This is a genomic window from Plasticicumulans acidivorans, from assembly GCF_003182095.1.
GTDB lineage: Bacteria > Pseudomonadota > Gammaproteobacteria > Competibacterales > Competibacteraceae > Plasticicumulans > Plasticicumulans acidivorans.
Genome location: NZ_QGTJ01000010.1, coordinates 45647 through 71675, shown reverse-complemented (window position 1 = coordinate 71675; position 26029 = coordinate 45647). Strand labels below are relative to the sequence as shown.

Sequence of the window (26029 nt, the reverse complement as noted above, 5' to 3'; positions counted from 1 at the left end):
TCAGATGCCCAGGCCCCAGCGCCAGTCGAGCTCGCTGACCTCGGCGTCGAACTTGTCCCACTCCTGGCGCTTGATCGCGGTGTAGACGCGCAGGAAATCCGCGCCCAGCGCCTCGCGCAGGAAGGCCGAGGCCTCGGCCCGCTCGATGGCGTCGAGCCAGGTGGCGGGGATGCGCTCGCCGGGGTGGTCATAGCCGTTGGCCAGCACCGGCGCGCCCGGGTTGAGGCGTTCCAGCAGGCCCTTGCGGATGCCTTCGAGCACCACCGCGAGCACCAGATAAGGATTGGCGTCGGCACCGGCGACGCGGTGTTCGAGATGGCGCGACGGCGCCGGACCGGCCGGGATGCGCAGGCTGACCGAGCGGTTGTTGATGCCCCAGTTGGCGATCAGCGGCGCGTAGCTCTGCGCGCGGAAGCGCCGGTAGCTGTTGGCATGCGGCGCGAACACCGCCTGCGCATCGGCCATCGTCAGCATCAGCCCGGCGATGGCCTGGCCGAGCAGCGGCGTGCCGGCCGGGTCCTCGGCGGCGAAGACATTACGGCCGTCGCGATCGTTGAGGCTGACGTGCACGTGCATGCCGCTGCCGGACTGGCCGGTGAAGGGCTTGGCCATGAAGGTCGCCGCCATGCCGTGGCGGGCGGCGACGCCGCGCACCAGGCGCTTCCACATGATCGCCTCGTCGACCGCGCGCAGCGCGTCGGTGCGGTGATGCAGCGTCAGCTCGTACTGCCCCGGCGCGAACTCGGAGATCGCCGTCTCCGAAGGCACGCCCTGCACGTCGGCGGCGCGGTGCAGATCGCTGAGGAATTCGCCGAGCTCATCGAGCGCGTCGACCTCATAGACGCGCGTCGTCTCCGCACGGCTGCCGATCGGCCGCGGCCGGCCACTGGCGATGCTGGCGGCGTCGAGCAGATAGAACTCCAGCTCGATCGCCGCCACCGGCGTGTAGCCGAGCTCGCCGAGGCGGCCGACGGCGCGCGCCAGCGCGTGACGCGGATCGCCGTGCGCCGGGCGGCCGTCGAGCTCGTACATCGACAGCAGCGCCTGCGCGGTCGGCCGCGGCTGCCACGGCGAGCGCACCAGCGAGCCGGCGACCGGCAGGCACAGGCGGTCAGCATCGCCGTCGTCCCAGACCAGGCCGGTGTCGTGAACGTCGTGACCAAGCAGATCGAGGCCGAGGATCGAGCCCGGCAGGTAGCGGCCGTGGGCGTAGACCTGCGCCAGTTCGTGCGGGCGCAGGCGCTTGCCGCGGGCGACGCCGTTGGCGTCGGTGAGGATCAGGTCGACGGCTTCGATGTCCGGGTTGGCGGCGAGGAAATCCGCCGCTTCCTGCGGCTGGCGTGGGGGGAAACTCATGCTTCGACTCCGGTCAGTTCGGCCAGCGCGGCGCCGAGTGTGGCGCACAGCCGGTCGATGTCTGCAGCCGCGGTGTGCGGACTGAGCAGCAACATGGTATGGAACGGGGTGACCAGCAGGCCACGGTTGAGCAGGTACAGGTGCAGCGCCTGCTCCAGCGCCGGGCGCATCGCCGCCGCGGCCTCGCTGCCGTTGCGCGGCGGCTGCGGCGTGAAGTCGATCTCCATGCGCGCGCCGAGGCGCACCACGCACCAGGGCAGCGCGAAGCGGGCGATCAGCGCATTGAGGCCGGCTTCGAGGCGATCGGCCAGCGCGAACATGTCCGCGTAGGCCGCCGCGGTCATCACCTGTTCGAGATTGGCGCGCACGCAGGCCAGCGTCAGCGCATTCGCCGACAGCGTCGTACCCATGCCGGAATGGCCGCCGGCGACCGTCTCGCGCACCGCCGCCAGGCGCTCGCGCAGCGCCGCGCTCAGGCCCCAGGCCGAGGCCGGCAGACCGCCGGCGAGCGGCTTGCCGAGCACCAGACCGTCGGGTTCCAGTCCCCAGGCACGGGTGCAGCCGCCAGGGCCGGCGCTGATGGTGTGGGTTTCATCGATCAGCAGCAGCGTGCCGTAGCGGCGGGTCAGCGCGCGCAGCCCGGCGAGAAAACCCGGCGCCGGCGGCACGATGCCGATGTTGGTCAGCGCCGGCTCGGTGAGCAGCGCGGCGACCTCGCCGTCGGCGAGGGCCGCCTCGACGGCCGCGAGGTCGTTGAACTCGACGACGCGGGTATCGAGGCTGGGATCGAAGGCCGGCGCCAGCTGCCCCGGCCGCGGCAGCGCGCGACCGTCGGCGCCCAGACGCACGAAGGTCTCATCGACGGCGCCGTGGTAGCAGCCATGGAATACCAGCAGCTTGCGCCGCCCGCTGGCCGCGCGTGCCACGCGCAGCAGGAAGCGGTTGGCGTCGGAGGCCGTGGTGGCGAACTGCCAGTACGGCAGGCCGAAGCGCGCGGCCAGGTTCTCGGCGGCGGCGATCGCATCCTCGCCCGGCAGCATCGCGGTAAAGCCGCTCCCGGCGCGCGCGCGCAGCACCTCGGCGACCGCCGGCGGCGAATGGCCGAACATCGCACCGGTGTCGCCGAGGCAGAAGTCGGCGTAGTCGATGCCATCGACGTCACGCAGCCGCGCCCCGGTCGCCTGCTGCAGGAACAGCGGAAACTCGGTGCCCCAGTCGCTCATCCAGTGCATCGGCACGCCATCCGGCAGATGGGCCAGCGCGCGCGCGCCGAGGCGGCGGGATTGCGGGTGGATCTCACGGAAACGCGCGCTTTCACGCGCGATCAGGGCGTCGATGCGTTCGGTTGCGATGGCGTCGCGAACGGCCATGGTCTGGACCTCGTGGGGGAAAACGCCGCGCACTATGCGGCGCCCCCGCGCGGGCCAGCAAATCCGCCTGCACTCCGCCGGCAGGCGCCGTGAACGCCCCGCCGGCGGCCGGGATTCAGGCCAGCAGCAGCAGTTTGCCGCGCGTACCGCGCGCCTCCAGCGCCCGATGTGCGCTGGCCGCCTCGGCCAGCGGGTAGCAGCCGCCGACATGCACCTGCAGGCGTCCGTCCAGCGCCTGCGCATACAGCTCGGCGAGGTCGTGCCGCACGCGCTGCGGCGTCAGCAGCGGCACCAGCGCGAAGCCACCGAGGCTCTGATTGCGGAAGATCAGGCCGAGCAGCTCGGGCACGCCGAGCGCGAAGGACTGGATGTTGAGCGCGCCGAAGATGCGCAGATGCCCGCCGGGCGCCAGCTGCTGCAGGCAGTCCATCGTCACCGCGCCGCCGACCGACTCGTAGACCAGCTCCGGCCCCTGGCCACCACTCGCCGCCCGCAGCGCCGCCGTCCAGTCCGGCTGGCTGTAGTCGAGGGCGACATCGGCACCGAGTGCGCGCACGAAGTCGAGCTTGTCGGCAGCACCGACCGCCGCGATCACCTGCCGCGCGCCGGCCTGGCGGGTGAGCTGCACCAGCAGCGAGCCGACACCGCCGGCGGCGGCGGTGATCAGCACGCTGCGCCCGGCCACTGGCACCTGCCGGCTCAGCGCCAGCGCGCTGAGGCCCTGCACCTGCAGCGCGACGGCCGCCTCCCAGCTCAGCCCGTCCGGCAGCGGCACCGCCCAGGCGGCATCGATCAGCACGTACTGCGCGTATCCACCGCCGTGGGCACCGGCCGCGAACAGCGGTGCGGCGACGCGCTCGCCGAGGCGAAAGCCGTCGACGCCGGGGCCGATCGCCGCCACCGTGCCAGCAGCTTCGACACCGGGAACCGCCGGCAGCGACGGTGTCAGCGCGTAGCGGTCCTGGCGCTGCAGCGTCTCGGCGAAATTGACGCCGACAGCGGCGCAGCGCACCAGCAGCTGGCCGGGGCCGATGGCGGGCGTCGGCAAGTCGACGACTTCGAGAACTTCGGGGCCGCCGAAGCGGCTGAACTGGATGGCGTGCATGATGCTGACCTCAGCAGGCGTGAACAGGAGTGCGCCATCGAAACGCCCGCCGCCGCGGCCGCGCCAGCCACACAGCCTGCTGTTAGTCACCGGGAGGAAACTGCCATGTCCACGCCGATCAAGCACTTGCCGAGCCTGCCGGTGGAGCGCGCGCTGCGCGTGCTCAGCGGTCGCTGGAAAGCGATCGTGCTCTATCACCTGTTCGACGGCCCGCTGCGCCTCTCCGAGCTGACGCGGCTGGCGCCGCAGGCCAGCCAGAAAACGCTGGTGGCGCAGCTGCGCGAAATGGAGGAACACGGCCTGCTGCTGCGCACGGTCCATGCCGCGGTACCGCCGCATGTCGAGTACGCCGCCACCCCGCTCGGCCAGAGCCTGCGGCCGATCCTGCTGACACTGTGCGAGTGGGGCCAGCGGCATGCCCGCGAGCAAGGTGAACTGTCGCGCCTCGCCGCCTGCGCCGAGGTCAGTGCCCGGCTGAACGCCCCCCGCGCCGAGGCCCCGGCGGACTGAAGTGCACGCCCGTCCGCGGCACGGCAGCGGCACGCGCGGGTCTGCAGTGAAGTGGTGTGGTGGTCCGCTTTACTTTGGCCTGACCACGGCTATGTTTCTGTCACTGCAGGGCATTTTCGGCGACGCCGGTCGTGCGATGCCACTGCAGGCATCGCCTGCCGCCAAGGATCTCCCGCCATGCACCGCTCCGTTCTTGCGCCGCTCGCCGCGGCGCTGCTGGCCGTCACCGCGCTGCCCGCCGGCGCCGTAACGCTGAGCCAGCAGCTCGGCGACATCGATTTTCCCAGCGATCCGGGGCTGCCCAACGGTGACCCGGACGCCATCAATCACCGCATCGGCACGGCGACCTTCACCGGCGCCAACGGCGGCGATCCAGCCCCCTTCAACCAGTTCATCGGCAGCGACGTAACGGGCGGCTCGAATTTCACGGCCAGCTGGACCTTCGCCGCCTACGGCGGACCGATCGCCGACCCGGTGCTGTCGGCGACGATCCAGATCGGCCTCTATGACGGCGACTCCGCCGCCACCGGCAACCAGGTGGCGGCGTTCACGGTTGACGGTGTCGACCTCACCGCCCTGCTCAACGCCGTGCTCGAAGCCACGCCCGCCTACACCGGCACCGAGGTCTACTACACGGTGGACCTGCCGGCCGCGGCGCTGGCCGCCCTCACCGACGGCAGCGCGACCTTCAGCCTGACGCTGCAGGGACCGGGCAGCGGCATCCTCGGCGATACACCGAACAACGGCGCCGGCCTCGACTTCGCGGCGCTGTCGATCAGCACCGGGACCGGCAATGGCGGCGGTCCGACGCCGGTCCCGGCACCGGGTACGTTGGCCCTGGCGCTGCTCGGCCTCGGCCTGGTCCGCCGCCGGCGCTGACGACCCGGCCGCACTTTCGCTGGGCAGCGCCGCGGCGCGCCCGCTGCCCCTTCGTTGCGCTGCGGGGAGACTGCCATGTCCGATCCGTTTCTCGGGGAAATCCGCCTTTTCGCCGGCACTTATGCACCGCTCGGCTGGGCGCTGTGCGACGGCCGCCTGCTGCCGATCAGTCAGAATGACGCGCTGTTCAGCCTGTTCGGCACCCTCTACGGTGGCGACGGCATCAATACCTTCGGGCTGCCCGACCTGCGCGGACGCTGTGCGCCGCACGCCGGCCAGGGACTGCTCCAGGGCGCCCTCGGCGGCAGCGAGAACGTCACGCTGACCACCGCCCAGCTACCGGCGCACAGTCATCCGCTGCGCTGCGCCAGCGTGGCACAGACGCTGACACCGAGCGGCGGCTACTGGGCCAGCGACGGCAGCGGCAACGTCGCACCGTATTCGACGACGCTCGGCGGCAGTGCGCTGGCGGCCGGCGCCGTCGCTCCGGCCGGCGCCAGCCAACCGCACGAGAACATGCAGCCCTTCCTCGCGCTGAACTTCATCGTCGCGCTGGAAGGTATCTACCCCTCGCGCAGCTGACAGGAGACATGCCGTGAGCGAGCCATTTCTCGGGGAAATCCGGGCCTTTGCCTTTTCCTTCGCGCCGCGCGGCTGGGCCATCTGCGCCGGCCAGCTGCTGCCGATCGCGCAGAATACGGCGCTGTTTTCGATCCTCGGCGTCACCTACGGTGGCGACGGCCGCAGCACCTTCGCGCTGCCGGACCTGCGCGGCAACGTGCCCATCGGCCAAGGCAGCGGTCCCGGCCTCAGTCCGCGCCTGCTTGGCGAGCAGGGCGGCGCGAGCAGCGTCACGCTGACGGGCAGCCAGCTGCCGATGCACAGCCATGCTGCACTCGCCAACGCCGCCGCCGGCAACAGCGGCGCTGCACCGGCGAACGACTGGGCCGCCGATGCCGGTGGCAGCTCAGTTTACGCGGCCGGCGCCGATGCGCAGATGGCCGTCGACACGCTCGGTACCAGCGGCGGCGGCCAGGCCCACGACAATATGCAGCCCAGTCTCGCGGTGAATTACTGCATCGCGCTGAGCGGCATCTACCCTCCACGCAGCTGAGCCGGGAGCAAGAGCATGGATCCGTTCATCGGTGAACTGAAGCTGGTCGGCTTCACCTACCCGCCGCGCGGCTGGGCGACCTGCGAAGGCCAGCTGCTGCCGATCGCGCAGAACGCGGCGCTGTTCTCGCTGCTCGGCACCACCTACGGCGGCGACGGCATCCGCACCTTCGCCCTGCCCGACCTGCGCGGCCGGGTACCGCTCGGCGTGAGTGACACGCTGCGCCTGGGGACGGCGAGCGGCGAGGCGACGGTGACGCTGAACGCCGCGCAGATGCCGCAGCACAGCCACGCCACGACCTGTCGCGCCGAGGCCGGCACCCAGCGCAACCCGGAAAACGCCGTGTGGGCCGCCGACGCCGGCGGTAACGCGCTGTATGCACCAACGGCGAATGCGACGATGGCCGCTGCCGCCGGCAGTGCCGGTGGCAGCCAACCGCATTCGAACATGCAGCCTTACCAGTGCCTGTACTGGGTGATCGCGCTGCAGGGCATCTTCCCGTCCCGTGACTGAAGCGCTGAGCCTGCGCGCGGAATGCGCCGAGGACGCGGCTTTCGTCGAGAGCCTGTTCATCGCCCAGCGCGCGGCAGTGTTCGCGACGCTGGCACTGGCGCCGGAGGCCCTGGCGACACTGCTGCACGGGCAGTTCCTCGCTCAGGCGGCGGACTACCGCCGACGCTTTCCGCAGGCCGAACGTTCGATCGTGGAACTGGCCGGACAGCCGATCGGCCGCCTGGTCGTGCAGCGCGAAGTGCAGCGCTGGCGACTGGTCGACATCGCGCTGCTGCCGGACTGCTGCGGCCGCGGCCTCGGTGGCACCGTACTCACCAAGCTGCTCGCCGCCGCCGATGCCGCCGGTGTGGCGCTGACGGCCTGTGTCGCCTGCGATAACCCGGCGCGCCGGCTCTATGTGCGCCTGGGGTTTCGCGAAAGCCGTGCGGAGACGGTCTACCTCGAACTGTGGCGGCCGCCACGGAGCCGGGACTGAACGCGGCGCCCGCGTGGGGCGCGGCTCAGACCGCTTCGGTGTCGACGGCGCGCACTTCGAGCTCGACGTTCCAGCGCTCGCCGGAGTCCGGCGACACCGCCTCCAGACGCAGCGTGCCGACTTCGGTCACCACCGCGTGCAGCTGCACCGGTACGACTTCGCCGGGCGTGCGGCCTTCGGCCGGCAGCGTCGCCTCGATCTCCGGCAGCTCCTCCAGCTCCTCCGGTCCCCAGAATTCGAGCACCGCGCCGACCCGATCCTCGCGCCGCGTCGAGGAGCCGAAAAAGCGAAAACGCACCGGCTCGCCGACCACCAGACCGACTTCCTGCGCCGGCAGCTCGGCCTCGGTGCCCTCCTCCATGCCGAAGGGGGCCACGCACAGCGCCTCGATCGGCGGCTCCAGACCGGGCACCGCCGGCATGCTGCTCTCGATGCCGACGTAGTAGCTGCGCGCGGTGCCGCCACGGATGCGCACACCGCGACCGCCGCGCACGCCACCGTAATAGGCCGCACCCCGGGCGACGGCGTGGTCGAGGTGAATGCCGCTCAGCAGCCGCGCGTCCGGGGCGCTCTCGGCCTGCAGCCAATCGTTGAGCACGCCGAGCACGCGCTGCGCCAGCACGCCGGCCTTGAACACGCCGCCGTTGAACAGCACCGCGGTCGGGTGCAGGAAACTCGCATGCGCCGGCAGCTCGATGCCGCAGGCCGCAGCAGCGTCGATCTGCCGGCCGAGGAAGGCGGCCAGATGGCGGGTGACGCCGGCATCCTGCGCATACGGCAGGCCGAGGCGGGTCAGGCCGGTACGCGCGCGCGTCGCCGGACGGGCAGCGGCGTCGATCTGCGGGAAGAAGCCTTCGACCAGCGTGCGTTCGACTTCCTCGCGGGTCAGTTCGGTGCGCAGGGTGCCGCCGATCAGCCTGGAGCCGCGGCTCGGCACCACCACCGGCACGGTCTGCACCTCGGCATCGACCAGGATCTGCTCCTTGGCGGCGCGGCAGCCGTGCACCAGGCCCTGCACCTGCCAGGGTTCGAGGTTGGTGCCACTGGCGGCGAGCTTGGCACGCAGCACGTGGGCGAGCGCCAGGTCCATGTTGTCGCCGCCGAGCAGGATGTGCTCGCCGACGGCGACGCGGGTCAGTTCCAGGCTGCCCTCGCGTTCGGTGACGGCGATCAGCGAGAAGTCGGCCGTACCGCCGCCGAGGTCGACGACGAGGATGACGTCGTTGACCTTGACCTGCTTGCGCCAGTTGCCGGCGCTGGCCTCGATCCACGAGTACAGCGCCGCCTGCGGTTCTTCGAGCAGGATGAAATCGGCCAGCCCGGCGGCCCGCGCCGCCTCGGCGGTCAGCTCGCGCGCCGCCGGATCGAAGGACGCCGGCACGGTGATGGTCAGCTGCTGCTCGCCGAGCGGCAGCTCGGGATGACGGAAGTCCCAGTTGGCGCGCAGGTGTTCGAGGTAGCGCACGGTGGCGTCGAACGGCGACAGGCGCGCGACCTCGGCTGGCGCGTCGATCGGCAGCACCGGGCCGCGGCGGTCGATGCCGGGGTGACACAGCCAGCTCTTGGCGCTGGAGATCAGGCGCAGCGGCGTCTTGGCGCCGAGGCTGCGCGCCAGCTCGCCAGTGACGAAGCCCTCGGTCGCGCCCCAGGGCAGCGTGTAATCGCCCGGCGCCAGCTCGTCAGCGTGCGGCAGATACAAAAAAGAGGGCAGCAGCGTGCGTTCTTCGACGGCGCCGGGCGCCGTCAGCTGGCTGATCGGTTCAAGCTCCAGCACGTAGGTCTCGCCATCGACCAGCGACAGGTCAGTGGCGGCCATCACGCAGTGCGTGGTCCCGAGATCGATGCCTACGGAATAGCGGGATTCGCTCATGGTCGGACTCCGGGCGCGCCGCAGCGCGCCAGCGATCTGTACGGCGAGGGTCAGAGTTCCACTTCGGCAGCAGCGACGACGCTGACGTCATGACCGTCGGCGAGCTTCGGCAGCCGCACCTCGGTCACCCGCCAGCCGCGGTGCACCAGCGTGCCGGTGAACGGCGCGCTGCCGACGACGTTGCCGGTCAGGCGCAGGGCGTTGGGATCGAAGCCGGCCTGGATGGTCAGCCGGCTGCCCTCGTTCTCGCTGCGCACCGGCGCCAGTTCGAAGTGGTTGCGCAGGACCTTGCGGCAACCGTCGTGGACGATGCGCGCCGCCGCGCCGATGTCGGCGTCGGAATAGGCGGCGACGTCCTCCTGCAGGAAATCGATGAAACGGCCGTCCTGCTGCAGCAGGCCGAGCAGCTGCAGCGCGGCGTCGGGGGTTGCCTCGCGCAGCATCACCGGCTGCGGCGCCGCAGCCGGCACGGGCGCTACCGGCACGGGCTCGGCCACTGCGGGCGATGGCTGCGATGCGGGCGCCGGTGCCTCACCCTGACGCAGCCCGGCAACGCCGGTGGCGAAGCGCGAGGAGAACAGCGTGCGGCCGAAGGCGCTGAAGGCGAGGAAAAAACGTTCAAAGATCGAGGGCGTGGGCACGCTCACGGGAAAACTCCTTCAAACAGGTCGGAATCGCGATCCGCGGACGCCGCCGCTCAGCGCAGCGCTGCGTCCAGGCCGAGGGCGCGCAGCAGGCCTTGGCCCAGGCTCGCCCCCACGCTGCCGAACAGGCGGTCGACCGCCCGCTCGCGACGGGTGAAATCCTTCAGGCGTTCCGTGCCGAGCTTGTCACGCGCCACCGAGCGGGTCGAGCCGAGGCCGTCGATCAGGCCCAGCGCGACGGCCTGCTCGCCGGTCCAGATCAGACCGGAAAACAGCACCGGATCGTTGCTCAGGCGCTCGCCGCGGCCTTCTTTCACCGCCGCGATGAACTGGCCGTGGATATTGTCGAGCAGGCTTTGCACATGGCGCACCTGCTGCGGATTCTCCGGGCTGAACGGATCGAGCAGCCCCTTGTTGTTACCGGAGGTCAGCAGCCGGCGCTCGACGCCGAGGTTTTTCATCGCCTCGACGAAGCCGAAGCTGTCCATGCGCACGCCGATCGAGCCGACGATGCTGGCGCGATCGGCGTAGATCTCCTGCGCCGCGGCGGCGACATAGTAACCGCCCGAAGCGCCGGCATCGCCGATCACGGCGTACACCGGCTTGTCCGGGTGCGCAGCGCGCTGGCGACGAATCTCGGCATACATCTGCCCGGCCTGCACCGGGCTGCCGCCGGGGCTGTCGATAGCGATGATGATGCCGGCGGCGTCGCGGTCTTCAAAGGCCGCCTTCAGGCCCTGGGCGAAACGGTCGGCGTTGGCGCTCTCGCTGCTGGCGATCAGGCCGCTCAGCTCGACCACGGCGGCATGACGCCCGCCGCCATCGATCACTGCGCCGGAGCCGTCGACCGTCTGCTCGATCATCGCCTTGACCAGCAGCGCCGCCAGCGCGAACCAGGCAATGCGGAACACCAGTTTCCAGCGTCGTGCCCGCCGCTGCTCGACCAGCAGCTGCGCGGCAACCGTCGCCAGCTGCGCCAGGGCATCGGGCTCGCGCGCCGGGCGCATCGGTTCGGGGGGCGTGGCCGGCTCGTCCCAGGCCCTGCGCTCGTCGCTCATCGGGGGAGTCTCCACTCGGGCGCGCTGTGCAGCGCGCCGCTTCAGGCCGTCAGTGTCGCAAGCACCGCGGGCAGCTCGGCGATGTCATCGAGGTGAGCCAGCGGCTCGAAACGTGCCAGATGCTCACGCGCATGCACGCCGTAGGTCGCCGCGATCGCGCCGCTGCCGGCGGCGCGCGCCATCACCAGATCGAACTCGGTGTCGCCGATCATCAGCGCCCGCTCCGCGGCGACGTCGAGTTCCGCATACAACTCGAACAGCATGCGCGGATCGGGTTTCGAAGCGGTTTCATCGGCGCAGCGCGTCGCTTCGAACAGCGCACCGAGGCCGGAGTCGCGCAGGGCGCGGTCGAGGCCGACACGGCTCTTGCCGGTGGCCACCGCCAGGCGGTAGCCGGCAGCACGCAGCTGCTCCAGCGTGGCGCGGGCGCCGTCGAACAACTGCATCTGCGCCGGATTGCGATAGAGGAACTGTTGCTTGTAGGCCTCGGCCAACGCCGCGTGTGTCGCCGCGTCAGCATCCGGGTAGAGCACCGCGCAGGCTTCGAGCAGGCCGAGGCCGATGATATGGCGGTACTCGGCCGCGCTGAGCTCGGGCAAGCCGCAGTCGTGGCTCGCCGCGCGCAAACAGGCGACGATACGGAATTCGGAATCCATCAGCGTGCCGTCCCAGTCGAAGACGAGCAGCTCGTAGCGGTGTGACATTGACTTCAGCCTCCAGCGGCTTCGAGTGCATCGAGCACGGCGCCGAGCTCGGCACCGAGCGGCGCCGACAGCACCAGCTCACGCTCGCCGAGCGGCAGCGCCAGGTACTGCGCGTGCAGGAACAGGCGATGCAGACCGAAACCCGCCATCAGGCGGTTGAAATCGCTGTCACCGTATTTGTCGTCACCGGCCAGCGGGTGGCCCATGTGCGCGGCGTGCACGCGGATCTGGTGGGTGCGTCCGGTTTCGATGGTGATCTCCACCAGCGCACCCGGCCCGAACTGGCGCACCAGACGGAAATGGCTGACCGAAGGCTTGCCGTCGGCGGCGACTTCGACCATGCGCTCACCGCCGCGAACCATGCCCTTGCGCAGCGGGGCATCGACGCGGCAGCTGCCGAGCTGCCAGTGGCCGCGGACGAAGGCGAGGTAGCGCTTCTCGGTACTGCGGGCATTGAGCGCATCGTGGATGCCGCGCAGCGCCTCCGGCGTCTTCGCCAGCACCAGCACGCCGCTGGTGTCACGATCGAGGCGGTGGGCAAGTTCGAGGAATCCGCCCTGCGGACGCATCGCACGCAGCGCCTCGATGACGCCGACATCGATGCCGCTGCCCTTGTGCACGGCCACACCCGAGGGCTTGTCGAGCACCAGCACGCGCCGGTCCTCGTGCAGGATCGCCGCCTGCAGGCGCTCCTGCAGCCAGCCCGGCACCGGTGCGGCTTCGGTTTCTGGGCTCAGGCGCAGCGGCGGAATGCGCACGACGTCGCCGGTCTTCAGGCGGTGTTCCGGGCGCGAGCGGCCCTTGTTCACGCGCACTTCACCCTTGCGCAGGATGCGGTAGACGAGACTCTTGGGAACGCCCTTGAGCGTGCGCAGCAGGAAATTGTCGATGCGTTGCCCGTCGCAGTCCGCCGGTACCTCGACAAAGCGGACTGCAACGGGCGAAGGATGGGGTTCGGGTTGTGTCATGGCCGCATCATAACCGTCGCTATCGATCAATTGAAGGCGATCAACCGCACTGATATATTGCAGAACGTTGTCGCCGACTGGCCGGTAAGCCAGTGGTTGCGAAACATTTCAAGAGAGTTTCCGGTACACGCCGTGGCGCCGAAAAGAGGTTTTTCCGGCTCGGCGGGTACTCAAAAGGGTTTTTCCTCGCTCAACCCTGCCTTCCCAGAGCGATGTTGATTCGTGCTCCCGCGCCCACTGCCGCAACGACGCAGCGAAGATGTCCGGGCGAGCGCCGTGAACGTTTACCGGCCCGCCGCATCCGCTGTCGATACATACCGGCGACAACGCCGTGGGCTCCGGTCGAGCGCTGGAGATGAAGTCTGCATGAAAAGAATGCTGATCAACGCAACTCAGCAGGAAGAGTTGCGCGTGGCCCTCGTGGACGGCCAGAAGCTCTACGACCTCGACATCGAGACCCCCTCCCGCGAGCAGAAGAAGTCCAACGTCTACAAAGGTCGCATCACCCGCATCGAACCCTCCCTTGAAGCCGCTTTCGTCGACTACGGCGCCGAACGCCACGGCTTCCTGCCCTTCAAGGAAATCTCCCGCAGCTACTTCCAGGAATCGGCCCGCGCCGAAGGCTCCCGACCGAGCATCAAGGAGGCCCTGCGCGAAGGCCAGGAAGTCGTCGTTCAGGTTGAGAAGGAAGAACGCGGCAACAAGGGCGCGGCACTGACGACCTTCGTCTCGCTGGCCGGCCGCTACCTGGTGCTGATGCCGAACAACCCGCGCGCCGGTGGCGTCTCGCGGCGCATTGAGGGCGAGGACCGGCAGGAAATCCGCGAGGCGATGGCGGCGCTGAACGTCCCGGAAGGCATGGGCACGATCGTGCGCACCGCCGGTGTCGGCCGCTCCACCGAAGAGCTGCAGTGGGACCTCGACTACCTGCTCAACGTCTGGCGCGCGATCGAAGACGCCTCGCAGCAGAAGAAAGCCCCGTTCCTGATCTATCAGGAAAGCAACATCATCATCCGCGCGCTGCGCGACCTGCTGCGTACCGACATCGGCGAGATCCTCGTCGACCACCCGCAGACCTTCGAGCAGGCGCGCGAGTTCATGCAGCAGGTGATGCCGGCCAGCACTGCCAAGCTCAAGACCTACCAGGACATCACGCCGCTGTTCACGCGTTTCCAGATCGAGTCGCAGATCGAAACCGCGTATCAGCGTGAAGTCGGCCTGCCCTCGGGCGGCGCAATCGTCATCGACTACACCGAAGCGCTGGTGTCGATCGACATCAACTCGGCGCGCGCCACCAAAGGCGCCGACATCGAGGAAACCGCGCTCAACACCAATCTCGAAGCCGCCGACGAGATCGCCCGCCAGCTGCGTCTGCGCGACCTCGGCGGCCTGGTCGTCATCGACTTCATCGACATGACCTCGCCGCGCAATCAGCGCGAGGTCGAAAACCGTCTGAAAGAAGCGCTGAAGATGGACCGCGCCCGCGTGCAGGTCGGGCGCATCTCGCGCTTCGGTCTGCTCGAAATGTCACGTCAGCGCCTGCGCCCCTCGCTCGACGAAGCCACACACGTGCTCTGCCCGCGCTGCAAGGGCCACGGCACCATCCGCGGCGTCGAGTCACTGGCACTGTCGGTGCTGCGGCTGATCGAAGAAGAGGCGATGAAGGACAAGACCGGCAAGGTGGTCGCCCAGCTGCCGGTGCCGGTCGCCACCTTCCTGCTCAACGAAAAACGCGCGGCCATCGCCATCGTCGAGGAGCGTCTGGGCGTGCGCATCGCGCTGATCCCCAACGACAGCTTCGATACGCCGCACTTCGAAATCGAGCGCGTGCGCACCGACGACCTCGCCGCCGGCAAGGCCAGCGGCCCGAGCTACAAGCTGGCGGTCACGCAGGTCGAACCCGATCTCAGCCTTGCCGCGCAGCGTCAGGAAAAGACCAGCAGCGAGGAAGCGGCGGTCAAGTCCGTCACACCGGCCACTCCAGCACCGGTCAGCTACCAGCCCCCTGCCAGCCCCCCTCCGGCAGCGACAGCGGCGGATGGCGAGCTGAATGCCGGGGAGCCCGGCTTCTTCCGCTGGCTGTGGCGCAACCTGTTCGGTGGTCCGGGCAGTGAAGGCAGCGCGCCGCAGCTGCCGACGCAGAGCGCTGCCCGTCCGAGCAGCGACGAAGTACGCCCGCGTGAACGGCGTGAACGGCGTGAACGCAATCGCAACAACCGCGAGCGGCGCAGCGATGCAACGCCCCCGGCAGCCGCGCCGACGGAAAGCGCCGCCGAAGCGCGAGTCGAGCCGGCAACCCCGGCCATGCCGCCACTGCTGACCGAAATCCCGGAACCGCCGATCACCCGTCAGCCGATCGCGCCGGGGATCGACGACGAGGACAACGGCGAGCAGGTCGAGGCCGTACAGAGCGCCCGCAGCGATGACGCCAGCGTTGACGACACTTCGGCACAGGACGACCTGCGCAACGCCCGCCGCGGCCGTCGCGGTGGCCGTCGTCGCCGTCGCGGCTTTGAGCGCGGCGAGGATGGCGCCCAGGAAGCGGGTACCGACACGACCGGCGAAGCCCAGCCCGCCGAAGACGAGCAGACGGCTGCGCCCGCAGTCAGCGACGAGCCAAAACCCGCACCCGCGCCGAGCAGCGCCGCGCCGCTGCCCGCCGGCCGCTACGTGCGCTCGGGGCGCCCGCGTATCCCGCGGCGCACGCTGGCCAACACTGAAGCCCCCGACGAAGCGCCGGAAACCGTCGTGGCCGCAGTCGCCACTGCGGCCGTCGCCACGACCGCCGGGGAAGTCGTCGCCGCAGTGACCACCGCCGAAGCCGAGGCCGAGTCTGCACCGAGCGCAGGACAGGACCTGAGCACATCGGCAAGCAGCGACGAGCTCGCTGTCGCAAGCGCCGACGCCGCGATCGCGTCCGTTGCCGTCACCGTGGAAGCGACACCGGCCTTGGACAGTACACCAGAGGCCGGGGACCGCACTCCAGAAGCCGGCGACAGTGTGCCGGAGACGGTTGCAGCCATTCCGCCGGCGTCTGCCGCGGCAGAACCGGGCACCGATAGCGCCGTCGCGGAAACGCCCGTGCAGGAAGCGCTCGAAGTCGTGGCAAGCGCCGCAGCCGAGGCGACACCGCTGCCGCCGGTAAACGAGGAAGCGGACGCCGTTGCGCACACCAGCGAAGCAGCCGCCGACACGGGCGTTATCGCACCGGTCACGGCACCTGACGCAGCAGAGGCCGCGGAGCAGCCGGCCGCTGCCGAGCCGACCGACACCGCCATCGAGGCGGCCGCCGAGCCAGATGCGACGGTAACGCTGGAGGAGCCCGCCAGCACGGCCTCCGACACCCCGACGGCGCCGGTGAGCGACGAGGTCGCGACTGCCACGGTATCGGTCGAAGTCGAAGTGGCAACAGAAGCGCCGTCGGCGGAACCGCTCGTCGTGCCCGAATCCGACGCCGCCGCTGACGACGCCCCGCTCAAAGCCGAGGAAACAGCTGAAGCCAACGCCGAGCCAGCCGTCACAACTGCGGAACAGGAAAACGTCGAAGCAGTCACGACGCCGAGCGCGGCCGATGCAGCGGCTGCGGTGCCCGACAGCGCAGCACCGATCGAGCCGGTAACAGCCGAGCCGACAGCCAGCGACGAGACGCCGGATGCCGATGCCGATGCCGATGCCGAGTCTTCGGTGCAGGAAGAAACCCCCGCAAGCGGCACCGAGTCACCGGCCGCAGAAGCTCAAGCCGCGGTCACGCCCGTCAGCACCGGGGTCGACTCCACCAGCGCCTCCAGCGCCGACGAGACGGAACCCAAGCAGTCGGCGGGCCAGGGCAGCTGAAGCCGCCCAGTGACGACGTAAATAACCAAGGGGGCTTCGGCCCCCTTGGTTATTTCATGGCTCGGTACCCGCGCATACCTGTGCTTCGCCCGCGCGGCAGGCGCCTTACAAACCGTGGCGTTCGCGGATGACGGCGATCAGGCCGTCGGTACCCGCCTCGATCAGGTTGAGGACCCGATCGAAGCCGCTGCGTCCACCGTAGTAGGGGTCGGGGACTTCGCGCTCGCCAAGCTCCGGCGCGAAATCCAGCAGCAAGCGCACCTTGGCCTTCTGCTCAGGCCGACTGCAGCGGCTGAGCACGCGCTGCAGATTGTCTTCGTCCATCACCAGGATGTAGTCGAAGTAATCGAGATCCTCGACCTCAAGCCGCCGCGCGCGCAGCCCTTCCATCGAATAGCCACGCTGGGCCGCCGCTTGCTGCGAGCGCCGATCCGGCGGCTCGCCGCTGTGCCCCGCGTGCGTGCCGCATGAATCGATTTCAAGGTAAGGCGCCAGCCCGGCCCGTGCGGCACGGTGCATGAACACCGCTTCGGCCGTCGGCGAGCGGCAGATGTTGCCCATGCACACCATCAGCACCCGGGCAACCACCCGCGGATCCCGACGACGAGGCTCGAAAATCTCCTCGTCGTCCTTGATCAAGTTCTTGAGCCGCTGCCAGAATCGTCCGCCCATTCCCACCTCGCGTGCCTGCCAACATGCCACAGTTAGACGCTTCCCGACTCGCCCGGCTGATCGGTCGCGAGCTCGACTGGCAGGGACGCCCCTGCCGCGTCATCGAAGTACTGCCCGAGGAGCAGCAGATCGTCATCGAACCGCTCGATGGCGCCGAAGCGATCCAGGCCAATCAGTACGGCGAGGCCACGCGCCGGGCGCCGGAAGTGATCTGCCTGCCGCTGCTGAATCCGCGCGGCGATGCGCTCAACCCGCTGCTGCCACAGCTCGGCGAGCTGATGAACTCGATCTAGCCCGCCGCGCCGAGAATCGCCTCGACCCGGGCGAGGTCGGCTTCGGTATCGACGCCGGCCGGCGGCATGACATCGGTCAGCAGCACGTGGATACGGATACCGTGCCACAGCGCGCGCAGCTGTTCGAGCGATTCGGCCTGCTCCAGCGGTGACGGCGCAAGCTGCGGATAACGGCGCAGCACGCTGGTGCGGTAGGCGTAGAGACCGATATGCCGCCAGTAGGGTATGCCCGGCGGCAGTTCGCGCGCGCCGCGGGCGAAGCGGTCCCGATGCCAGGGGATCGGCGCCCGGCTGAAGTACAGCGCGTAGGCCTCGGCGTCGGTCACCAGCTTGACGGCATTCGGGTCGAACAGCTCATGTTCGGCGAGCGGCGCCGCCAGTGTCTCGATACCCGCCTGCGGATGTGCGGCCAGCGCCAGCGCCGTCTCGCGGATCAGTGCCGGCGGCAGCAGCGGTTCATCGCCTTGCACGTTGACGATGATGTCCTCGTCCGCCCAGCCACGGATATCGGCCAGCTCGGCGAGCCGATCGGTGCCCGAGGCATGATCGGCGCGGGTCAGCGCGACTTCGGCACCGAAGCTCTGCGCCGCGTCGACGATGCGCGCATCGTCGGTGGCGATGACGACTTCACTGGCGCCGCTGGCCAGCGCCTGCTGCCAGACGTGTTCGAGCATCGGCCGCCCGGCAATCAGGCGCAGCGGTTTGCCGGGCAGACGCGTCGAGGCAAAGCGCGCCGGGATGGCGACACGAAAATCCATCACACCGGCTCGTCGTCGGGCATGTGGCGCGCTTCGCTTTCCAGCATCACCGGAATGCCGTCACGGATCGGATAGGCCAGGCGGCTGGCTTTGCACTTCAGCTCCTGGCGTTCCTTGTCATAGACCAGCGGTGCCTTGCTGACCGGGCAGACCAGGATCTCAAGCAGCTTCATGTCCATGTTGATTCCTCGTTGGGGAAACGATCACGCATTGCCGGCGCCGGCAGTCGGGCGCACAGCGCCTCGACGAAACCAGCCTGCAGCTCGGCCTCGACAGCCAGCCAGCGCACCGCACCGGGCAGGCGGAAATGACGACATTTTACGGCATCCTTGCCGGTCATCAGCACGCTGGCGGCCGCGCCGAAATCGACGTCGGCCGGCGTGTAAGCATGGTGGTCAGGGAAGGCATGGCGTTCGATGGTCAGCCCGGCGGCTTCGAGCGCCGAAAAGAAGCGCTCGGGATCACCAATGCCGGCCACCGCGTGCACGGTACGACCACGCAAGGCATCGAGCTCGCAATCCTCCGCGCTACCGAGGCCGATGCAGCGCGTGCCGCTCAGCCGCATCGACCAGGCATCGGCCGCCTCACCACCGTTGATGACGATGAAATCCGCCTGCTGCAGCCGCGACGGCGGCTCGCGCAGGGGGCCGGCCGGCAGCGGCCAGCGGTTGCCCAGGCGGCGGCGGGCATCGATGACGATGATCTCGACATCGCGCGCCAGACGGTAGTGCTGCAGGCCGTCATCGCTGAGGATCAGGTCGCAGTCGTGCTGCGCCAGCAGCGCGCGCGCCGCGGCAACGCGGTCGGGGCCGACGCTGAGCGGGCAGCCGGTCAGCGTCGCCAGCAGCACCGGCTCGTCACCGACCTCGTGCGGATCGGAATCCGCCAGCACGGCTCGCGGCCAGTGCGACGAACGCCCGCCATAGCCACGCGCGACGATACCGGGGCGATAGCCACGCGCGCGCAGCGCCGGCGCGAGCATCGTCAGCAGCGGTGTCTTGCCGGTACCGCCGACGCTGATATTGCCGACGACGATCACCGGCACCGGCAGGCGCTGACGCGACAGCCAGCCACGGCGATAGGCCAGCCGGCGCATGGCGACAACGGCGGCGAACACGCCGGCGAGCGGCAGCAGCAGCCACGCCGGCAGACCGCGCCGCGCCCAGAACTCCACCGACCTACTGCGCCTCGCGCGGCAGCGCGGCAATGCCGATGGCGCTGATGCCGACCTGGCCGGCGGCATCCATCGCCCGCACGACGAAGCGGTGCGGCGTGCGCGCATCGGCACGGATGACGAAGCGCTGCGTCGGGTGGCTCTCGAAGGCGATCTTCAGCGCCTGCTTGAGGGTGCCCTCCTGATCGTCCGGCAGACGCTGCTCGCCAAGCGTGTAATGGCCTTCAGCATCGATGATCAGCTCCAGCCGCTCGGCCTCATTGGTCTGCGGCTGGCCGGAAACCTCGGGCAACTGCAGACCGACCGCCGCTTCGCGCACGAAGCTGGTGGTCGCCACGAAGAACAGCAGCAGCACCAGCATCACGTCGATCATCGGGATCAGCATGATTTCCGGCTCTTCGGAACGGCGGGCGCGGAATCTCATGCGTTCGGCCTCGCCGGCTGCACCTGCATCAGGTCGACCAGCAGCATGGCCTCCTTCTCCAGACTGATCACCAGCTCATCGACGCGGCCGCGGTAGTAGCGGTAGGCGACCAGCGTGGGGATGGCGACGACGATGCCCGAGGCGGTCGCCACCAGCGCCTCCGACATGCCGCTGGCCATCAGCTTGAAGTTGCCGCTGCCGTGCTGGCCGACGATGCCGAGGATCTCGATCATGCCGGAGACGGTGCCGAGCAGGCCGAGCAGCGGAGAAATCGTGGCGATCGTGCCCAGCGTGTTGAGGAAACGCTCCAGCTCGAAGACGATGTGGCGGCCGGTGTCCTCGATCGACTCCTTGACCACTTCGCGCCCGTACTGCCGATACACCAGCGCTGCGCGCAGCATCCGCCCCAGCGGCGAGCCGGCATGCTCGCCTTCGACCTGACGGATGCGCAGACTGCCCTGCTCGGCCCAGTGGCGCAGGTCGGCGAGCAGCGCCGGCGGCAGCACACGGCTGCGTCGCAGTGACCAGGCCCTCTCAAGAATGATCGCCAGCGCCAGCACCGAGCACATCAGGATCGGCGCCATCACCCAGCCGCCTGCCTTCACCAGTTCAATCACCAGCTGTCTCCATTGCCCCATGCGAACCGGCGGCGATGATACCCGAGCGGCAGGCGTCCGCGCTTCAGTGTGCCCACCAGTGCCGATGCGCCCGTTCGCGCCAGCGCTGCAGCGACGGCCCGTCTGCGTTCGGCATCGCCGCGGCATCGACGATCAGCGCCCCGTCCGTCGCGGTATCGACGATGCTGGCACCACCGGCACGCCAGGCCGCCACCACCGGCGGACGCGGATAGCCCCAGCGATTGCCGTAGCCGGTGGAAAACAGCACCCAGCGCGGCGCGAGCGCGGCGACGAAGCCGTCAGCCGGCGCCTTCGCGCCCTGCCCGGGGGCCAGCAGCACATCGGCATGCAGCGCGGGAAGCTGACGCATCAGGCGCTCCTGCCCTGACACGCTGAGATCACCGGCGAGCAGCGCACTGCCGCCGGGTCCGGCGATATGCAGCACACAGGACGCCTCGTCCCCGGCTCCCATCGCTGTCGATGGAGACAGCACCTCGAAATGCACCCCGTCCCAGACCCAGGACTGCCCGCTGCGGCATGCCGTGGCGCCTTCGAGCGGGATCGCGAGCAGGTCCGTCGTCAGGCTGCGGCCAACCGGCAGCGCGGCCCGCAGCGAGCCGGCGCCACCAGTATGGGTACTGTCGGCATGGCTGAGGATCAGCGTGTCGATACGCCGGATGCCGCGCGTCTGCAGGTAAGGCAGCACGACGAGCTGGGCGGCATCGACGCGGCCCAGGCGCGGGCCGGTGTCGTAGACCAGGGTGTGCGTCGCGGTCTCGACGACGACGGCCAGGCCGTAGCCGACATCGAGCTGCGTCAGCCGCCAGCCCCCCGGCGGCGGCCGCGGAAAGTCATGAAACAGCAGTGGCAGGCACAGCAGCAGGCCGACCCCGCGCGCCGGGAAACCCGCCGGCGCCAGGCACCACAGGGTCCCTGGAATCAGCAGCAGCAAAGTCCACAGCGGCGGGATCGGCAGCTGATAGCTGGCCCAGGCGGGTGCGGCCAGAGCGGCGAGCGCGTCGAGCATGGCGGCGGTGGCCAGACTCGCCAGCTGCAGCAGCGGCGCCGCCAGCGTATCCGAGACCAGGCTGAGCAGGATGCCGGGCAGTGCCAGCGGCACCATCGTCAGACTCGACCAGGGAATCGCCAGCAGATTGCTCACCGGCGAAACCAGTGGCAGCTGACCGAACAGCACGACAGTCGCCGGCAGTACGCCCAGACTGATCGCCCACTGCAATTGCAGACCGCGGCGCAGCCCCCCGAAGCCATCCGCTCGACCGCGCACCAGATAGAGGATCAGCGCCACCGCACCGAAGGACAACCAAAAACCGACGCCGAGCGGCGCCGCCGGATCGAGCAGCAGCACCAGCCACAAAGCCACCGCCAGCGTGTGCGTCGACCACACAGCGCGCCCGAGCAGCAGCGCCAGCATCGCCACCCAGACCATCAGCAGGGCCCGGCGCACCGGCAGCGCGTCGCCGGCGATCAGCGCATAAGCCGTGGCAGCGAGCAGCGCGGCGACCGCCGCCACACGCACCGGCGGCAGCCGTGCCGCCAGCCAGCCGAGGCGGGCGACCCCACCACGCACGGCGAAAAACACCGCCGCGGCGATCAGCGCGATCTGCTGGCCGGAAATCGCAATCAGATGGCCGGTACCGGTGCGGCGGAACAGCTCCCACTGCGCGGCGCTCAAGCCGCTTTCATCGCCAATGGTCAGCGCCGCCAGAATCGCCGCACCCGGGTCATCCGGCAGCAGGCGGGCGTAGTTCGCCGCCAGACGCTCGCGCAGGCGGTCGATCCAGTGGCCGCTGGCGGCGGCCAGCCGCTGCGGTGCCGGCTGGGTGCGCACGCTGCCCCGCGCATGGATACCAGCGGCATACAGCCGGCGCTCGCGGTCGTAGCTGCCGGGATTGGCAAAACCGTGGGGCCGGCGCAGGCGCACGCCAAAACGCCAGCGCTCACCGACCTGCGGCGACGCCGTCGCTTCGTACCAGGCGAGCTGCACCCGTCCGTGGAAGGGGATCGCCGTGTCGCCGGCACGCAGCTGCTCGACGGCGACGACCAGATCGGTACGCTGGCCACGCGTCACCGGCAAGGCATCGATGTGCCCGATCAGCTCAAGCTCGGCGCCGGCGTAGGCATCCGGCAGCTGCTCCTGTGCGGCACCCGGCAAGCGCCACAGCCCCCACAGCAGCGCCGCCAGCAACGTCATCGGCAGACGCAGCCACAGCGGCACTCGCGGCCAGGCGGCCAGCGCGAGCACCGGACCCAGCGCGAACGCCCAGTGCACGTCCGGCAGTTGCGGCAGCGCATGCAGCAGCAGGGTTGCCGTCAGCCAGAGCAGTGCCAGTGTGCGCATCGGCGTCCATGCCGTGTAAGTGCGCTAGCCGGTGCGCTGCAGACTGCCGCCGTCGAGGCGCCAGACCTGATCGAGACGGCTGGCCAGCTGCTCGTCGTGGGTGACGATGACGAAGGAGGTCGCCAGATCGCGGTTGAGTTCGAGCATCAGATCGAAGACCGCATCGGCGTTGCGCCGGTCGAGGTTGCCGGTCGGCTCGTCGGCGAGCACGCAGGCCGGGCGCGTCACCAGGGCGCGGGCGATTGCCGCACGCTGGCGCTCGCCGCCGGACAGCTCCCCCGGTTTGTGGCGGACGCGATGCTCAAGGCCGACGCGTTCGAGCAATTGCGCCGCCTGCCTGCCCGCCTCGGCCGGTCGCTCGCCGCGAATCAGCAGCGGCATGGCAACGTTCTCCAGCGCGCTGAATTCGGGCAGCAGATGGTGGAACTGGTAGATGAAGCCGAGGCGCGCGTTACGCATGCGCCCGCGCGCACCATCGGAGAGCCTGGCCAGCGACTGCCCGTCGATCCAGACCTCACCACGGCTGGGCTTGTCGAGACCGCCGAGCAGATGCAGCAGCGTGCTCTTGCCCGAACCGCTGGCGCCGACGATCGCCACACGGGTGCCGGCTGGCACCTCGAAGTCGAGGTCGGCAAAGATCTCGATATCGCTGTCCCCCTGACGGAAGACTTTGCTCAGACCTGCGCAGCGCAGCACCGGCGCGGAGTTGTTCATCGATGGCTCACTCATAGCGCAGGGCTTCGGCCGGTTGCGTGCGCGCCGCGCGCCAGGCCGGATACAACGTCGCCAGCACCGACAGCGCGAAGGCGACGATGGCAATGCTGCTGACATCGCTCCACATCAGCGCCGAGGGCAGATCGGTGATCGGGTACACCTCCGGCGACAGGAACTTGATCTTGAACAGCTGCTCAAGGAAGGCCACCGCCTCCTTGACGTTGAGCGCCAGCGCCACGCCGCCGATCACACCGAGCGCGGTGCCGATGAAGCCGATCACCGTGCCCTGCACGACGAAAATCGCCATGATGCCGCGCGGTGTGATGCCCAGTGTGCGCAGGATGGCGATGTCCGACTGTTTGTCGGTGACCACCATCACCAGCGTCGACACCAGATTGAACGCCGCAACCGCGACGATCAGCATCAGGATCACGAACATCGCCGTCTTTTCGATCTGCACGGCGCGGAAGAAATTGGCGTGCTCCTGTGTCCAGTCACGCACCCAGTAGGCTCCGGGCAGGGAATTGGCCAGATCGCGGGCGATCTGCGGTGCCCGGAACAAATCGGAGAGCTTCAGCCGGAGCCCGCTGACCGTGCCTTCCATCTGATAGAGCCTGGCGGCATCGTCGATGTTCACGAAGGCCAGCCCGCGGTCGTATTCGTACATGCCCGAGTCGAAGATGCCGACGACATCGAAACGTTTGAGCCGCGGCAGCACCCCCGCCGGCGTGACGTTGGCCTGCGGCGCGAACACGGTGACCTTGTCACCCAGCCCGACCCCCAGCGACTGCGCCAGATAACGGCCGAGGACGATGCCGTAGCTGCCCGGCTGCAGCGCGTCCCAGTGGCCGGCGACGATCTTCTGCGCAATGTCGGAAACCGTGCTCTCCTCGTCCGGCAGCACCCCCTGAACGAAAGCCCCGGCCGTTGCCGAACCGGCACTGAGCAGCGCTTCGGCACGAATGTAGGGCGCGCTGGCGATGACATTGGGATCGTGCTGCGCCGCCGCCCGCGCCTCGCGCCAGTCGTCGAGCCGGCCATTGCTGCCGGAAATCGTCGCATGCGCCGTCATCGACAGAATCCGCTCGCGTACTTCCTTCTGAAAGCCGTTCATCACCGACAGCACCGTGATCAGCGCCGTGATGCCGAGCGCGATACCGAGCATCGATGACAGCGAGATGAAGGAGATGAAATTGTTGGAGCGTTTGGCTCGCACATAGCGCAGGCCGATGAACACTTCCAGGGGTTGGAACATGGAATGGCATCCGGTAACGGGAAAGGCCCGACCACGCGCCATGTCGCGGCCGGGGTCGCGATTATAACGATGCGAACCGTCTGCCGGATGCGGTACCGCTCAGGGCTTGGCGGCCGTTTCGCTGCTCGTCGGCGCCACGGGCGGCATTGCCGGCGTCACTGCCGTCGGCGCAGGACCGAGCAACAGGTCCTGGCGATTGGCATCGACCAGCTTGGCACCGATACCAGGCACTTTTTCGAGTTCGGCCAAGGATTTAAACGGGCCGTGCTGCTCCCGGTAATCGACGATCGCCGCCGCTTTCTTCGGGCCGATACCCTTGATCGCCGCGGCAATCTCGGCGGCAGAAGCCGCGTTGATGTCCACCGGGGCCGCGTTGACCAGCGCGACGCTGGCGCCGCTCAGCAGCAATGCCGCCAGCCATGAATGCAGTCGTTTCATGGATTCATCCTCCCTGAAAATATGCTCGATGCGTGCAGGCATGCCGTGCCGTCGGGCGAGTCCACGGCATCCCTGCCTGTGTGCGGCCACTCGGACCACCCGTTTACGCTAGCGCGCCAAGCCGGCGCTGCCAGTGCGCTCGCTCACAACACGACCGCTGCGATCGCCCCGGATCGTCACTGACCGATTTCGGCGGCGATCTGCGCCAGGGCGAGCGCCGGATCGGCGGCAGCGGTAATCGGCCGACCGATCACCAGATAATCAGCACCTGCCGCGAGTGCCGCAGCAGGTGTCATCACCCGGCGCTGATCGCCCGCAGCCGCCACGACCGGGCGGATGCCGGGAGTCACCAGGCAGAAATCCCCGCCACAGGCGACGCGCAGCCGTGGCGCCTCCTGCGCCGAACAGACCACACCATCGAGCCCGCAATCCGCTGTCAGCCGGGCCAGACGCTCGACCTGCAGCAGCGGATCGATATCCAGACCGATCTCGGCAAGATCGCTGCGCTCCAGACTGGTCAACACGGTGACGGCAATCAGCAAGGGGCGCCGCGGCAGCTTCTCCAGTGCCTCGCGGGCAGCCAGCAGCATGCGTCGACCGCCGCTGGCGTGCACATTGACCATCCACACCCCGAGCTCGGCCGCAGCACGCACCGCACCGGCCACTGTGTTCGGAATGTCATGAAACTTGAGATCGAGGAACACTTCGAAGCCGAGCGCCTGCAGCTGCAGAACCAAATCCGGCCCGGCCGCCGTGAACAATTCTTTGCCGACCTTGAGCCGGCACTGCCCGGGATCGAGGCGATGGGCCAGCGCCAGCGCCGGTGCCACGGACGGAAAATCAAGCGCAACGAGAATGCGCGGGCCTGAAACCTGAATCACGCCATGACTCCCGAGTAAAGGCAGAACACAAACACACGAGCGCG

27 protein-coding genes are annotated in these 26029 nt (G+C 69.2%); 8 read left to right on the top strand and 19 right to left on the bottom strand.

Going from position 1 to position 26029, the window contains the following annotated elements:
* The 3 genes from C7443_RS15720 to C7443_RS15710 all read right to left on the bottom strand — a co-directional run bounded on the left by C7443_RS15720 (nucleotide 1) and on the right by C7443_RS15710 (nucleotide 3831).
* Nucleotides 1-1356 carry a glutamine synthetase family protein gene (locus tag C7443_RS15720; RefSeq protein WP_110019574.1) on the bottom strand — a complete coding sequence of 452 codons (1356 nt, stop codon included), beginning with the start codon at nucleotides 1354-1356 and terminating at the stop codon, nucleotides 1-3.
* Nucleotides 1353-2726, bottom strand: a complete 1374-nt coding sequence (locus C7443_RS15715; protein ID WP_110019573.1) for an aspartate aminotransferase family protein — start codon at nucleotides 2724-2726, stop codon at nucleotides 1353-1355. Before C7443_RS15715 ends, C7443_RS15720 begins: the two co-directional genes overlap by 4 nt.
* A gap of 115 nt (nucleotides 2727-2841) precedes the next feature.
* A complete protein-coding gene (locus tag C7443_RS15710; RefSeq protein ID WP_110019641.1) occupies nucleotides 2842-3831 on the bottom strand; it encodes a quinone oxidoreductase family protein in 990 nt (329 codons plus the stop codon).
* A gap of 105 nt (nucleotides 3832-3936) precedes the next feature.
* Between C7443_RS15710 and C7443_RS15705 the strand changes: the two genes are divergently transcribed.
* From C7443_RS15705 to C7443_RS15680, 6 genes are all read left to right on the top strand, one after another.
* Nucleotides 3937-4341, top strand: a complete 405-nt coding sequence (locus tag C7443_RS15705; RefSeq protein ID WP_110019572.1) for a winged helix-turn-helix transcriptional regulator — start codon at nucleotides 3937-3939, stop codon at nucleotides 4339-4341.
* A 177-nt stretch (nucleotides 4342-4518) separates the two neighbouring features.
* Nucleotides 4519-5220: a hypothetical protein gene (locus C7443_RS15700; RefSeq protein WP_110019571.1), complete on the top strand. Its 702-nt coding sequence runs from the start codon at nucleotides 4519-4521 to the stop codon at nucleotides 5218-5220.
* A 75-nt stretch (nucleotides 5221-5295) separates the two neighbouring features.
* A complete protein-coding gene (locus C7443_RS15695) occupies nucleotides 5296-5802 on the top strand; it encodes a phage tail protein (RefSeq protein WP_110019570.1) in 507 nt (168 codons plus the stop codon).
* Nucleotides 5803-5815: 13 nt separating this feature from the next.
* Nucleotides 5816-6334 carry a phage tail protein gene (locus tag C7443_RS15690; protein ID WP_110019569.1) on the top strand — a complete coding sequence of 173 codons (519 nt, stop codon included), beginning with the start codon at nucleotides 5816-5818 and terminating at the stop codon, nucleotides 6332-6334.
* A gap of 15 nt (nucleotides 6335-6349) precedes the next feature.
* Nucleotides 6350-6847 (top strand): phage tail protein, encoded by a 498-nt coding sequence (locus tag C7443_RS15685; RefSeq protein ID WP_110019568.1) that lies wholly within the window; start codon nucleotides 6350-6352, stop codon nucleotides 6845-6847.
* Complete coding sequence (locus C7443_RS15680) at nucleotides 6840-7322, top strand: GNAT family N-acetyltransferase (RefSeq protein WP_110019567.1); 483 nt, start codon at nucleotides 6840-6842, stop codon at nucleotides 7320-7322. The genes C7443_RS15685 and C7443_RS15680 overlap by 8 nt, the downstream gene beginning before the upstream one ends.
* A 25-nt stretch (nucleotides 7323-7347) precedes the next feature.
* Here C7443_RS15680 and C7443_RS15675 read toward each other — a convergent pair whose 3' ends face one another.
* Genes C7443_RS15675 through C7443_RS15655 form a run of 5 tightly spaced genes read right to left on the bottom strand, consistent with a single transcriptional unit; the run spans nucleotide 7348 to nucleotide 12566 of the window.
* On the bottom strand, nucleotides 7348-9192 hold the full coding sequence (locus C7443_RS15675) for an Hsp70 family protein (RefSeq protein WP_110019566.1): 1845 nt from the start codon (nucleotides 9190-9192) through the stop codon (nucleotides 7348-7350).
* A 50-nt stretch (nucleotides 9193-9242) separates the two neighbouring features.
* Nucleotides 9243-9839, bottom strand: a complete 597-nt coding sequence (locus C7443_RS15670; RefSeq protein ID WP_110019565.1) for a DUF2760 domain-containing protein — start codon at nucleotides 9837-9839, stop codon at nucleotides 9243-9245.
* 50 nt (nucleotides 9840-9889) lie between these two features.
* On the bottom strand, nucleotides 9890-10894 hold the full coding sequence (locus tag C7443_RS15665; protein ID WP_110019564.1) for a S49 family peptidase: 1005 nt from the start codon (nucleotides 10892-10894) through the stop codon (nucleotides 9890-9892).
* A gap of 41 nt (nucleotides 10895-10935) precedes the next feature.
* Nucleotides 10936-11598 carry an HAD-IA family hydrolase gene (locus C7443_RS15660; RefSeq protein WP_110019563.1) on the bottom strand — a complete coding sequence of 221 codons (663 nt, stop codon included), beginning with the start codon at nucleotides 11596-11598 and terminating at the stop codon, nucleotides 10936-10938.
* A gap of 5 nt (nucleotides 11599-11603) precedes the next feature.
* A complete protein-coding gene (locus tag C7443_RS15655; protein WP_110019640.1) occupies nucleotides 11604-12566 on the bottom strand; it encodes an RluA family pseudouridine synthase in 963 nt (320 codons plus the stop codon).
* A 366-nt stretch (nucleotides 12567-12932) separates the two neighbouring features.
* On the opposite strand from C7443_RS15655, the gene rne reads away from it, so the two are divergent.
* On the top strand, nucleotides 12933-16400 hold the full coding sequence (gene rne, locus C7443_RS15650) for a ribonuclease E (protein WP_110019562.1): 3468 nt from the start codon (nucleotides 12933-12935) through the stop codon (nucleotides 16398-16400).
* 105 nt (nucleotides 16401-16505) lie between these two features.
* Here rne and C7443_RS15645 read toward each other — a convergent pair whose 3' ends face one another.
* Nucleotides 16506-17072, bottom strand: coding sequence for a low molecular weight protein-tyrosine-phosphatase (locus C7443_RS15645; protein WP_484266831.1), 567 nt, complete (start codon nucleotides 17070-17072; stop codon nucleotides 16506-16508).
* A gap of 23 nt (nucleotides 17073-17095) precedes the next feature.
* Between C7443_RS15645 and C7443_RS15640 the strand changes: the two genes are divergently transcribed.
* Nucleotides 17096-17365 carry a hypothetical protein gene (locus C7443_RS15640; RefSeq protein ID WP_110019561.1) on the top strand — a complete coding sequence of 90 codons (270 nt, stop codon included), beginning with the start codon at nucleotides 17096-17098 and terminating at the stop codon, nucleotides 17363-17365.
* On the opposite strand, the gene kdsB is transcribed toward C7443_RS15640, so the two are convergent.
* The 10 genes from kdsB to pyrF all read right to left on the bottom strand — a co-directional run bounded on the left by kdsB (nucleotide 17362) and on the right by pyrF (nucleotide 25982).
* Nucleotides 17362-18123, bottom strand: coding sequence for a 3-deoxy-manno-octulosonate cytidylyltransferase (gene kdsB / locus C7443_RS15635; RefSeq protein WP_110019560.1), 762 nt, complete (start codon nucleotides 18121-18123; stop codon nucleotides 17362-17364). The two genes, C7443_RS15640 and kdsB, sit on opposite strands and share 4 nt — an antisense overlap.
* Complete coding sequence (locus tag C7443_RS15630) at nucleotides 18123-18302, bottom strand: Trm112 family protein (RefSeq protein WP_110019559.1); 180 nt, start codon at nucleotides 18300-18302, stop codon at nucleotides 18123-18125. Before C7443_RS15630 ends, kdsB begins: the two co-directional genes overlap by 1 nt.
* The gene (gene lpxK, locus C7443_RS15625; RefSeq protein ID WP_246004688.1) at nucleotides 18293-19297 is read right to left on the bottom strand and encodes a tetraacyldisaccharide 4'-kinase; all 1005 of its coding nucleotides are present in this window, start codon (nucleotides 19295-19297) and stop codon (nucleotides 18293-18295) included. The genes C7443_RS15630 and lpxK overlap by 10 nt, the downstream gene beginning before the upstream one ends.
* Nucleotides 19298-19301: 4 nt before the next feature.
* Entirely contained in the window at nucleotides 19302-19721 is a 420-nt protein-coding gene (locus C7443_RS15620) for an ExbD/TolR family protein (protein WP_110019557.1), read from the bottom strand.
* Nucleotides 19718-20338: a MotA/TolQ/ExbB proton channel family protein gene (locus tag C7443_RS15615; RefSeq protein WP_110019556.1), complete on the bottom strand. Its 621-nt coding sequence runs from the start codon at nucleotides 20336-20338 to the stop codon at nucleotides 19718-19720. The genes C7443_RS15620 and C7443_RS15615 overlap by 4 nt, the downstream gene beginning before the upstream one ends.
* A gap of 64 nt (nucleotides 20339-20402) precedes the next feature.
* Nucleotides 20403-22697 carry a DNA internalization-related competence protein ComEC/Rec2 gene (locus C7443_RS15610; RefSeq protein WP_110019555.1) on the bottom strand — a complete coding sequence of 765 codons (2295 nt, stop codon included), beginning with the start codon at nucleotides 22695-22697 and terminating at the stop codon, nucleotides 20403-20405.
* 24 nt (nucleotides 22698-22721) lie between these two features.
* Nucleotides 22722-23411: a lipoprotein-releasing ABC transporter ATP-binding protein LolD gene (gene lolD / locus C7443_RS15605; RefSeq protein WP_110019554.1), complete on the bottom strand. Its 690-nt coding sequence runs from the start codon at nucleotides 23409-23411 to the stop codon at nucleotides 22722-22724.
* Nucleotides 23412-23418: 7 nt separating this feature from the next.
* Nucleotides 23419-24666 carry a lipoprotein-releasing ABC transporter permease subunit gene (locus C7443_RS15600; RefSeq protein WP_110019553.1) on the bottom strand — a complete coding sequence of 416 codons (1248 nt, stop codon included), beginning with the start codon at nucleotides 24664-24666 and terminating at the stop codon, nucleotides 23419-23421.
* Nucleotides 24667-24765: 99 nt separating this feature from the next.
* A complete protein-coding gene (locus C7443_RS15595) occupies nucleotides 24766-25146 on the bottom strand; it encodes a ComEA family DNA-binding protein (protein WP_246004687.1) in 381 nt (126 codons plus the stop codon).
* A 134-nt stretch (nucleotides 25147-25280) separates the two neighbouring features.
* Nucleotides 25281-25982, bottom strand: a complete 702-nt coding sequence (pyrF, locus tag C7443_RS15590; RefSeq protein ID WP_110019638.1) for an orotidine-5'-phosphate decarboxylase — start codon at nucleotides 25980-25982, stop codon at nucleotides 25281-25283.
* Between the last annotated feature and the right edge of the window lie 47 nt (nucleotides 25983-26029).

Excerpts from the sequence above, each read along its gene's own strand:
- C7443_RS15600 (WP_110019553.1), bottom strand. The coding sequence starts at position 24,666 with ATGTTCCAACCCCTGGAAGTGTTCATCGGCCTGCGCTATGTGCGAGCC.
- C7443_RS15620 (WP_110019557.1), bottom strand. The coding sequence starts at position 19,721 with ATGAGATTCCGCGCCCGCCGTTCCGAAGAGCCGGAAATCATGCTGATC.
- C7443_RS15665 (WP_110019564.1), bottom strand. The coding sequence starts at position 10,894 with ATGAGCGACGAGCGCAGGGCCTGGGACGAGCCGGCCACGCCCCCCGAA.
- rne (WP_110019562.1), top strand. The coding sequence starts at position 12,933 with ATGAAAAGAATGCTGATCAACGCAACTCAGCAGGAAGAGTTGCGCGTG.
- C7443_RS15710 (WP_110019641.1), bottom strand. The coding sequence starts at position 3,831 with ATGCACGCCATCCAGTTCAGCCGCTTCGGCGGCCCCGAAGTTCTCGAA.
- C7443_RS15705 (WP_110019572.1), top strand. The coding sequence starts at position 3,937 with ATGTCCACGCCGATCAAGCACTTGCCGAGCCTGCCGGTGGAGCGCGCG.
- C7443_RS15610 (WP_110019555.1), bottom strand. The coding sequence starts at position 22,697 with ATGCGCACACTGGCACTGCTCTGGCTGACGGCAACCCTGCTGCTGCAT.
- C7443_RS15715 (WP_110019573.1), bottom strand. The coding sequence starts at position 2,726 with ATGGCCGTTCGCGACGCCATCGCAACCGAACGCATCGACGCCCTGATC.
- C7443_RS15645 (WP_484266831.1), bottom strand. The coding sequence starts at position 17,072 with ATGGGCGGACGATTCTGGCAGCGGCTCAAGAACTTGATCAAGGACGAC.
- kdsB (WP_110019560.1), bottom strand. The coding sequence starts at position 18,123 with ATGGATTTTCGTGTCGCCATCCCGGCGCGCTTTGCCTCGACGCGTCTG.
- C7443_RS15595 (WP_246004687.1), bottom strand. The coding sequence starts at position 25,146 with ATGCCTGCACGCATCGAGCATATTTTCAGGGAGGATGAATCCATGAAA.
- C7443_RS15630 (WP_110019559.1), bottom strand. The coding sequence starts at position 18,302 with ATGGACATGAAGCTGCTTGAGATCCTGGTCTGCCCGGTCAGCAAGGCA.
- C7443_RS15640 (WP_110019561.1), top strand. The coding sequence starts at position 17,096 with ATGCCACAGTTAGACGCTTCCCGACTCGCCCGGCTGATCGGTCGCGAG.
- C7443_RS15700 (WP_110019571.1), top strand. The coding sequence starts at position 4,519 with ATGCACCGCTCCGTTCTTGCGCCGCTCGCCGCGGCGCTGCTGGCCGTC.
- lolD (WP_110019554.1), bottom strand. The coding sequence starts at position 23,411 with ATGAACAACTCCGCGCCGGTGCTGCGCTGCGCAGGTCTGAGCAAAGTC.
- C7443_RS15685 (WP_110019568.1), top strand. The coding sequence starts at position 6,350 with ATGGATCCGTTCATCGGTGAACTGAAGCTGGTCGGCTTCACCTACCCG.
- C7443_RS15660 (WP_110019563.1), bottom strand. The coding sequence starts at position 11,598 with ATGTCACACCGCTACGAGCTGCTCGTCTTCGACTGGGACGGCACGCTG.
- C7443_RS15675 (WP_110019566.1), bottom strand. The coding sequence starts at position 9,192 with ATGAGCGAATCCCGCTATTCCGTAGGCATCGATCTCGGGACCACGCAC.
- C7443_RS15720 (WP_110019574.1), bottom strand. The coding sequence starts at position 1,356 with ATGAGTTTCCCCCCACGCCAGCCGCAGGAAGCGGCGGATTTCCTCGCC.
- C7443_RS15655 (WP_110019640.1), bottom strand. The coding sequence starts at position 12,566 with ATGACACAACCCGAACCCCATCCTTCGCCCGTTGCAGTCCGCTTTGTC.
- C7443_RS15695 (WP_110019570.1), top strand. The coding sequence starts at position 5,296 with ATGTCCGATCCGTTTCTCGGGGAAATCCGCCTTTTCGCCGGCACTTAT.